8 protein-coding genes and 1 pseudogene are annotated in these 7516 nt (G+C 70.3%); 5 read left to right on the top strand and 4 right to left on the bottom strand.

The window, feature by feature from the left end:
• From KUTG_RS10475 to KUTG_RS10470, 3 genes and pseudogenes are all read left to right on the top strand, one after another.
• Window positions 1-335: pseudogene (locus KUTG_RS10475) on the top strand (long-chain fatty acid--CoA ligase); the annotation flags it as partial.
• Window positions 336-493: 158 nt separating this feature from the next.
• Window positions 494-1378 carry a hypothetical protein gene (locus tag KUTG_RS60965; protein ID WP_198047087.1) on the top strand — a complete coding sequence of 295 codons (885 nt, stop codon included), beginning with the start codon at window positions 494-496 and terminating at the stop codon, window positions 1376-1378.
• A gap of 170 nt (window positions 1379-1548) precedes the next feature.
• Complete coding sequence (locus KUTG_RS10470; protein WP_043716585.1) at window positions 1549-1950, top strand: RidA family protein; 402 nt, start codon at window positions 1549-1551, stop codon at window positions 1948-1950.
• Here the strand turns inward: KUTG_RS10470 and KUTG_RS10465 are convergent.
• The gene (locus tag KUTG_RS10465) at window positions 1947-2669 is read right to left on the bottom strand and encodes an HAD family hydrolase (RefSeq protein WP_043716584.1); all 723 of its coding nucleotides are present in this window, start codon (window positions 2667-2669) and stop codon (window positions 1947-1949) included. The genes KUTG_RS10470 and KUTG_RS10465 overlap by 4 nt on opposite strands.
• A complete protein-coding gene (locus tag KUTG_RS10460) occupies window positions 2669-3286 on the bottom strand; it encodes a uridine kinase family protein (protein ID WP_043716583.1) in 618 nt (205 codons plus the stop codon). Before KUTG_RS10460 ends, KUTG_RS10465 begins: the two co-directional genes overlap by 1 nt.
• Before the next feature lie 45 nt (window positions 3287-3331).
• Here KUTG_RS10460 and KUTG_RS10455 point away from each other — a divergent pair, with 45 nt between their 5' ends.
• A complete protein-coding gene (locus KUTG_RS10455) occupies window positions 3332-4687 on the top strand; it encodes a replication-associated recombination protein A (protein WP_043716581.1) in 1356 nt (451 codons plus the stop codon).
• A gap of 6 nt (window positions 4688-4693) precedes the next feature.
• Here the strand turns inward: KUTG_RS10455 and KUTG_RS10450 are convergent, their stop codons facing one another.
• Together KUTG_RS10450 and KUTG_RS10445 are read right to left on the bottom strand one after the other, a co-directional pair.
• Entirely contained in the window at window positions 4694-5686 is a 993-nt protein-coding gene (locus KUTG_RS10450) for an alpha/beta hydrolase (protein WP_043716580.1), read from the bottom strand.
• Window positions 5687-5729: 43 nt separating this feature from the next.
• The gene (locus KUTG_RS10445) at window positions 5730-6509 is read right to left on the bottom strand and encodes an EI24 domain-containing protein (protein ID WP_052394293.1); all 780 of its coding nucleotides are present in this window, start codon (window positions 6507-6509) and stop codon (window positions 5730-5732) included.
• Between the two features lie 122 nt (window positions 6510-6631).
• On the opposite strand from KUTG_RS10445, the gene KUTG_RS10440 reads away from it, so the two are divergent.
• Window positions 6632-7465: a S41 family peptidase gene (locus KUTG_RS10440; RefSeq protein WP_043716578.1), complete on the top strand. Its 834-nt coding sequence runs from the start codon at window positions 6632-6634 to the stop codon at window positions 7463-7465.
• Window positions 7466-7516: the final 51 nt, after the last annotated feature.

The following is a 7516-nucleotide window of genomic DNA, read 5'->3' as shown; positions in this document are numbered from 1 at the left end:
TCGTCGACCGGGTCAAGGACATGATCATCACCGGCGGCGAGAACGTCTACTCGCCCGAGGTCGAACGCGTCCTGGCCGAGCACCCCGACGTCGCCGACGTCGCCGTCATCGGCGTGCCCGACGACCGCTGGGGCGAGTCCGTCAAGGCCGTCGTCCAGCCCGTCGACGGCCACTCCCTCGACCCCGACGACCTCGTCGCCTACGCCCGCCGGCGCCTCGCCGGCTACAAGGTCCCCCGCAGCATCGACGTCGTCGCCGAGATGCCCCGCAACGCCACTGGCAAGATCCTCAAGAAGGTCCTCCGCCACCCCTACTGGCCCGACCGCGCCATCTGACCGGTCACGCCGGACGGCTGATTGACGCATTCGCGGACTGCTGCGCCCAGGTGACACATCCGTCGGCGACCGCATTCCTCGGCTACACACACCCTCTCGGCCGGCACGCCGTGGACGGGCCGAGGGTGCGGTCACTGTGGCTGGGGGAGGCGAGCGAGGTGCTGCGGAGCTTCATTGCATGGCTCGACGGCTATCTCACCCGGGCCGGCGTCGTGGGCCTGGTCGAAGGCGGCTTGGGCGTGATTGCCTTCGGCGGGGCGCTTTCCGTGGTGTTGGGGGACGCCGTGGCAAAGGCGGGAGCGGTGGTCGCCGTCCTGCTCGCGTCATTGGGCCTGGTCCTTCTGCTTGCGGCCAGCCGGGCGGAGTTGCGGCGCCGAAGCGAGTTGTGTGAACGCCTGCTGATCGGACACTGCAGGGCATTTCTCCAAGACAACCAGTCGTCCTGGCGGCTCACCCGGTGGATCGAGCACCAGCGCATCGACGACAACGGGGACGCGGTCGCGCAGGTCACCGTTCATGCCGTGGTGACCTGTGACCGGCTGAGGTTCTACCGATTCTGCGTCGGCTCCGGACAGAACCAACCACTGAAGACGCGTCGACGGGTACACGTTCAGGTGCGAAGCGTCGCAGTCGAAGGGATCGGCGGGACCAGACACGAGGTGACGAGACACTGGGTGGATGACGGCCGGATGGAAGTACTTGTGCACTTCCCCGTGCCGATTCACTGTGGAAACGAATTCAGCATGCTGATAGAGATGTACTGGCCGGCAAAATCCGCACGGTTGATGGGCGATCGTCTGCCGGATGACTTCTGCGTGCGGGTCAAGCCTCCGCTGAATCTGCTCGAATACACGGTGGTGCTGCCGGCCGGAGAAGAGGCGTTCTATGACCCGATTGGATTCAGGTCGGACGACTCGCACTTCCTGCTGGTGTCCCGATGTAACAGCTCCGGTTGCCAGGAGATAAGCCTCGTCGGCCGAGACGTTCCCATCGACGGTCGCCTCGGCATGCGGGTCGACCTGAAACGGAAGGAACTCTCATGACAGGTGACGCTCGGTATGTGATGGTTACTTGTCGTTGCCATCCGAGTCGCCGCCGTCATGTGTGGTCAAGGCGTGGAACATGGTGCCATCCAGGGTTGTTTCGAAGCGCGAAATGACCGCTCGGATCAAAACCGTTTTACCTATCGACGCAGGCCGGGTAGAACCGTGCCATGGCCACTCATAGGATCTCGCCCGCGCTGTTTACGCCCCCAATGTACTCGCACAGTGTTGTGGTGGAGGCGGGGGAGCGGCTGGTGTTCACGGCGGGTGGGGTGCCGCTGGACAAGGAGGGGAACCTGGTCGGGGCGAACGACCGGGTGCGGCAGGCGGAGCAGGTGCTGGCGAACCTGGGCGAGCAGCTCGGGCAGGCGGGCACGGATCTGGAGCACGTGGTCAACACGACGGTGTACGTGGTGGCCGAGCAGCCGTCGGATCTGGTGGCGGTGTGGGACGTGGTGACGGCGTCGGGGCTGGCGAAGGGGCCGCACAGCTCGACGCTGTTGGGGGTGAGCATGCTGGGCTACAGCGGCCAGCTGGTGGAGATCGTGGCGGTGGCGGTGATCCCGGGCTAGCAGCGGCAGAACGAGGGCACGCCGGCGAAGTCGGGGCTGTGGCGGCCGGAGGTGGAGCACGGGACGGCGCCGCAGATGTGGACGGCGGGCCAGCCTCCGTTCAAGGCCAGCGTGAGGTCGGTGCCGCTGTCGCCGGCCAGCAGGCAGACGGCACGGCCGTCCAGGGCGGTGCGGACGGCGGTGGCGAACTCGGGGCTGCCCTTGGGCCACCCGACCTCGCCGGAGACGAGGACCCGCTCGAAACGGTCGCCGAGCCCGGACAGTCTGAGCTTGAAGCGTTGCAGCGAACGGCATCCGTCGGTGGCCAGCCACAGACTGTGCCCGGCGGCCAGCCGATCCAACGCCGCCTCGACGCCGGGCAACACCCGCACCAGCGCCGCCCGGTGCCGACGGTAAGCGCTGTCCAGGGCCTCGGCGTCGGCGCCGGGACAGGCGACCCGCCAGGCCCGCACGGCGTGGCCGGCGAGCGAGGACGAAGCGTCCGAAGGCAGTGGCAGCTCGGCGAAATCGGCCCACAGGGCCTCCCACGAGCTGACCCGCTCGACCTCCCGATGCCCGCGGAAGGCGTTGGCCCGCCACACCGTGCGGACGGCGGCCAGCACCTCGTCGACGTCGACGGAAAGCGAGAACTCCCGCAGCACCAGGCCGATCGCCGCGCGGGCGGCGGAGACGTCCGGGATGAGGGTGTCGTCGAGGTCGACGAGGACGACCGGCGGCACTAGGCGGCGGAAGCCGTGGCGGCGGTGAAGGAGACCAGTTCGGCGGCGGCACGGTCGGGGGTGGTGCGGCGCATGCCGGCGTTCAGGCAGCGGCGCACGACGGCCGGCTGCTCCCGCCACAGGCGCAGGCCGCGGCGGAGGAGCAGCGGTACGGGCTTGCGGTGCTCGGCAACGTCACGGACGAGGCGGCGCACGAACGTCTTCGCGGCGGACGGGGCCAGCACGAGGGCATCGGCCAGCACGCCGGCGTCGCGGCAGCCGGCGACGAGCCGGTCGGCGAACAGGCCCTCGGCGAAGAACAGCGGAGAGTCGCCCAACTCGATCCGGTGGCAGCCGGTGCGGCGGTCCTCGCCGAAGGAGTAGACCGGCGCGGACACCTCGCCGGTCGCGGCCAGCTCGACCACGGCGGCCAGCGCGTCGGCGGCGTTCCAGGAGTTGTCGTCGTCCCAGTCGGCCCGGCCGGCCGCGTCGCGGGGCAGCAGCGGATCGGCGCCCTCGCGGTAGAAGTCGTCGAGGTTCAGCACGGGCCAGCCCAGGCGGGCGGCGAGGGTGGACTTGCCGGAACCCGAGGGCCCGGCCAGCAGCACGACGCGCGGATGAACGGAAGCTGACGGCACGGGTAACGAGTATCTCACACGCGCGGGCGTTGTAACGTCGAACCTATGAGCGACCAGTTGTACGACGGCGGGCTGTTCGGCGCCGACGTCGAGGAGCGGAGCAAGGCCCAGGTGGCCGCCAACGCCCCGCTGGCGGTGCGGATGCGGCCGCGCTCGCTGGACGAGGTCGTCGGCCAGGGGCACCTGCTCGGCCCGGGCGCGCCGCTGCGCCGGCTGGTGGAGGGCGCCGCGCCGGCCTCGGTGATGCTCTACGGCCCGCCGGGGACCGGCAAGACGACCCTGGCCACGCTGGTCTCGCAGGCCACCGGGCGGCGCTTCGTGGCCCTGTCGGCGCTGTCGGCCGGCGTGAAGGAGGTCCGCGAGGTCATCAACGACGCGCGCCGACGCCTGGGCCGGACCGCCGAGGCGACCGTGCTGTTCATCGACGAGGTGCACCGGTTCTCCAAGACCCAGCAGGACGCCCTGCTCGGCGCGGTGGAGGACCGGATCGTGCTGCTGGTCGCCGCGACCACCGAGAACCCGTTCTTCTCCGTCGTCTCCCCGCTGCTGTCCCGATCCCTTGTGCTGCAACTGAAATCTCTCACCGACGAGGACGTGCGGGAGGTCGTGCGCCGGGCCGTCGCCGACGAGCGCGGACTCGGTGGCTCGCCGACCCTGTCGCCCGAGGCCGAGGACCACCTGGTCCGGCTGGCCGGCGGCGACGCCCGTCGCGCCCTGACCGCGCTGGAGGCCGCGGCCGAGTCGGCCCAGTCCACCGGCGCCGACGTCATCGACCTGGCCACGCTGGAGGCCACCGTCGACAAGGCGGCCGTCCGCTACGACCGTGACGGCGACCAGCACTACGACGTGATCAGCGCGTTCATCAAGTCCATCCGCGGCTCCGATGTGGACGCCACGCTGCACTACCTGGCCCGCATGATCGAGGCCGGCGAGGACCCGCGCTTCATCGCCCGCCGTCTCGTCGTGCACGCCAGCGAGGACGTCGGCATGGCCGATCCCACCGCCATCCAGGTCTGCGTCGCCGCCGCCCAGGCCGTGCAGCTCATCGGCATGCCCGAGGCCCGCATCAACCTGGCCCAGGCCGCCATCCACCTGGCCACGGCGCCCAAGTCCAACTCCACCGTCGTGGCCATCGACGCCGCCCTGTCCGACGTCCGCAAGGGCGCCGCCGGCACCGTGCCCCCGCACCTGCGTGACGGCCACTACCCCGGCGCCAAGAAGCTCGGCAACGCCCAGGGCTACCGCTATCCCCACGACGTGCCCGAGGGTGTGCTGACCCAGCAGTACCCGCCGGACGACCTCGTCGGCCGGGACTACTACAACCCCACCAACCGCGGCAACGAGCGGGCCCTGTCCGAGCGGGTTCCCAAGCTGCGCAAGGTGATCCGCGGCCAGGAATGACACCCCTCAGCCGACGGTGTCGGCCCAGGCGTTCAAGGCGTCCTCGTACACGGCCGCGCGCGGCTCGAAGTTGAGGTCGTGGCCGGCGTCGGGCAGCACGGCGGCGGTGAAGCTGCTGGCGTTGGCGAAGTACGGCTTCTCCTCGGCCGCCAGCGCGTCGGCGTCGGAGCAGTCGCCGCCGAGTAACTTCCCGCAGAACAAGGCGTCCAGGCCACCGTCCACGAGGTACACCGGCCGCGTGACGGCCAACGACGTGGGCAGGGCGAAACCGAGGGCGATCGCGTCAGCCATCTCGGTGGACGAGACGACGCCCTTGGTCGCCTCGTCGTAGGCCAGCATCGCGGGATTCGGGTGCGGTCCGTAGAACAGGGCCGCCCGCCGGCCGGGCACGGTCGTCAGATAACCGGGGTCGTACTCCGAAGCCAACCGGCCGGGGTCCACGGTGACCGGTCGGACGTCCACGGCCAGCGCCGAAGCCAAGGCCTCGGGCGACACCCGGTGCGTCAATGCCGTGAGCGCCAAGGCATCGGCGTCGTTGTACAGGGAGGTCTCGATCAACGCCACCGCGCTGCCGACGGAGTGCCCGACCAGCAACACCGTGCCGAACGAGGCCCGCAGCGACGACACGACCTGGTGCACGGTGAGGGCCTGCGTCGATGCGGTCAGCAACGCGCTGGGCTCGCGCGTGCTCGCGCCGTAGCCGACGCGGTCGATGGCCAGCGTTGCCCAGCCGTCGGCCAAAGCCCGTCGCATGTACGAGAACCGGCCGTCCGCAACGGGTTCGTCCCAGTACCGCGAGTCGTAGGTCGCCCCGTGAACCAGCAGCTGCACGCGATCGGACCCGCCCGGCGGCTCGCACAGCTGCCCGTGAACCTCGGCCGGCAGCAGGACGTCGAGCTGCACCGGCACGGTCACATCGGAACAGTCGGCGGCGGCATGGGCGGGCACCGCCGTCCCGACCATGAGCGCCAAGGCGAGTCCCACGGCCTGCCACCGCATCGCAGCCTCCCGGAAGCAAGATCGATCTGGGAGGAGAGTAGGCCTAGAAAGGCTTTTCCGCGTCCGGTCGGCCCAGCCGGGCAGGGGCCTGTGCCTGTTGTTTCAGCAGCCGATGGGCCAGAAGAGTGCCGCCCGCGGTGGCCGCCGGCATCACGATGATCGCCAGCAGCGGCACCAGGCACAGCAGATACGCCGGCAGCGCGAAGCCGAACGCCATCGCGCGCCGCTGCCCCAGCAGGTGCCGCCGGGCCGCCAGCGGCAGCCCCCGCCGCGAGAACGGCACCACGCTGAGCTCAAGACCGAACAGCCAGGCGCTCACGCAGACGCCGATCACCGGCCCCACGGTCTCGCCGACCACCGGCACCAGGTCGAACAGGAACATCGGAATCGCCAGCAGTGCGGAGGCGCCCACTACCTTGGCGTTGTCCACGGTGTCGGCCCACCACGACGTGTCGTGCTCGGTCGGCACGCCGCCGAGCTGGTCCTCGACCCGCCGCGCGATCGACTCGTAGAACGGCGCGCCGATGGCCAGCGTCGCCGCGGCGAACAGCAGCAGCCCCAGGAACAGCAGCGCGATCACCAGCGCCACGGCCACCAGATCCCGGAAGATCTCCTGGTAGGTGTGGTCCCAGCCGTCCGCGAACGGGGTGGCCAGCGCGACCAGGTCCGGCGCGAAGATCCCGAGCGTGATCACCAGGGCCAGCAGCAGACCGCCGGTCAGCGCCGCCGGCAGCGCCCCGAGCAGCAGGAGCCGGGGCGTCCGGAACACGATGCCGAAGCCCCGCAGCAGCAGGCCGATGCCCGCGAAGAAGTCCCTGATCATGAGGCCAGGAGGATAGCCGCTCGGCACCACGGCGAAACCCGGTTTCACCTCGGGGCGAGGACCTCGGCACCGAGGTGAGAATAAGGAGGACAGCCCGTGGGCCGCGCGGCTAGCTTGGCGCGATGACCTCCCGCCGTGCGCTGATCGACGCCGCCATTCCGCTGATCACGGACAACTACGTGTTCCCGGATGTCGCCGAGAAGGTGGTGGAGGTGTTGCGCCGCAACGACTACGACCACCTCGCCGATATCGACGAGTTCGCCGCCGCGGTGACCGTCGACCTCCAGTCGGTCAACGGCGACAAGCACCTGCGGCTGCTGCACGAGGAGCCCAAGCCGCGGGCGGTCAGCGACCACCACGGCTTCGACAAGGTCGAGATCCTCGACGGCAACATCGGCTACGTCGAGAACACCGGGCTGCGCGACGCCGGCACGTTCGGCGACTTCGCCGCCGCCGCGATGACCCTGGTCGCCGGCGCCGACGCGCTGATCATCGACCTGCGGCGGTGCCGCGGCGGCGACCCGGCGATGGTCTCCCTGGTCTGCGGCTACCTGTTCGACGAGTCCGAGCACGTCAACGACATCTACGAGCGGGCCGACGACCGGACCGTCCAGTTCTGGACGCCGCCCTACGTGCCCGGACGGCGTTTCGGCGGCACCAAGCCGATCTGGGTGCTGACGAGCTCGTTCACCTTCTCCGGCGGCGAGGAGCTGGCCTACGACCTCCAGCAGACCGGCCGCGGGGTTGTCGTCGGCGAGACCACCCGTGGCGGCGCGCATCCGACCGACCGGCACGAGCTCGCCGAGCACCTCTGGCTCACCGTTCCCGCGGCCCGTTCGATCAACCCCCGGTCCGGCACCAACTGGGAGGCCGTCGGCGTCGCGCCCGACATCGCGGTGCCGGCGGTAGCAGCGCTGGACCATGCCCTGGAGCTGGCCCGAAAACTGTCGGCCTGACCGGGCAACGAAAGCCGTCCCGGCGGCGTCTCCTTGAGACGGATTAGCCCT

This window comes from Kutzneria sp. 744 (assembly GCF_000568255.1).
In the GTDB taxonomy this organism is placed as follows: Bacteria; Actinomycetota; Actinomycetes; order Mycobacteriales; family Pseudonocardiaceae; genus Kutzneria.
Note: the sequence above shows the minus strand (reverse complement) of the source record. Positions and strands in the feature narration are given on the sequence as shown.

Excerpts from the sequence above, each read along its gene's own strand:
- KUTG_RS10470 (WP_043716585.1), top strand. The coding sequence starts at position 1,549 with ATGGCCACTCATAGGATCTCGCCCGCGCTGTTTACGCCCCCAATGTAC.
- KUTG_RS10455 (WP_043716581.1), top strand. The coding sequence starts at position 3,332 with ATGAGCGACCAGTTGTACGACGGCGGGCTGTTCGGCGCCGACGTCGAG.
- KUTG_RS10450 (WP_043716580.1), bottom strand. The coding sequence starts at position 5,686 with ATGCGGTGGCAGGCCGTGGGACTCGCCTTGGCGCTCATGGTCGGGACG.
- KUTG_RS10445 (WP_052394293.1), bottom strand. The coding sequence starts at position 6,509 with ATGATCAGGGACTTCTTCGCGGGCATCGGCCTGCTGCTGCGGGGCTTC.
- KUTG_RS10440 (WP_043716578.1), top strand. The coding sequence starts at position 6,632 with ATGACCTCCCGCCGTGCGCTGATCGACGCCGCCATTCCGCTGATCACG.